At 57.5% G+C, this 254-nt stretch carries 1 pseudogene; it reads right to left on the bottom strand.

Going from position 1 to position 254, the window contains the following annotated elements:
* Nucleotides 1-127: 127 nt before the first annotated feature.
* A pseudogene (locus MPC4_RS06465) lies at nt 128-254 on the bottom strand (IS5/IS1182 family transposase); the annotation flags it as partial.

The following is a 254-nucleotide window of genomic DNA, read 5'->3' as shown; positions in this document are numbered from 1 at the left end:
CACAACCGAGCCTGCCGGCCATCAGACAAGCCATTCTCGACCTCTTCGCACGGCCTCCACCCAGACGATGCCCCCACTGTGAGAAACTCATCGCCGACGCCGTCGAACCAAAAGTGCCAAAGTAGTGTTAGGTCATCGACTCATTATGGCGCAACCAGATGCGTATTGAGGCGAGCTTGACTCCGGCGAGGAAATTGTCGGCTCGTTTGTCGTAGCGCGTGGCGACGCCGCGGTAGTGCTTGATCTTGTTGAAG

The sequence above is a fragment of the Methylocella tundrae genome, assembly GCF_901905185.1.
Classification (GTDB): domain Bacteria; phylum Pseudomonadota; class Alphaproteobacteria; order Rhizobiales; family Beijerinckiaceae; genus Methylocapsa; species Methylocapsa tundrae.
The sequence above is the reverse complement of the archived record's forward strand: the minus strand, read 5'-3'. Positions and strand labels throughout refer to the sequence as shown.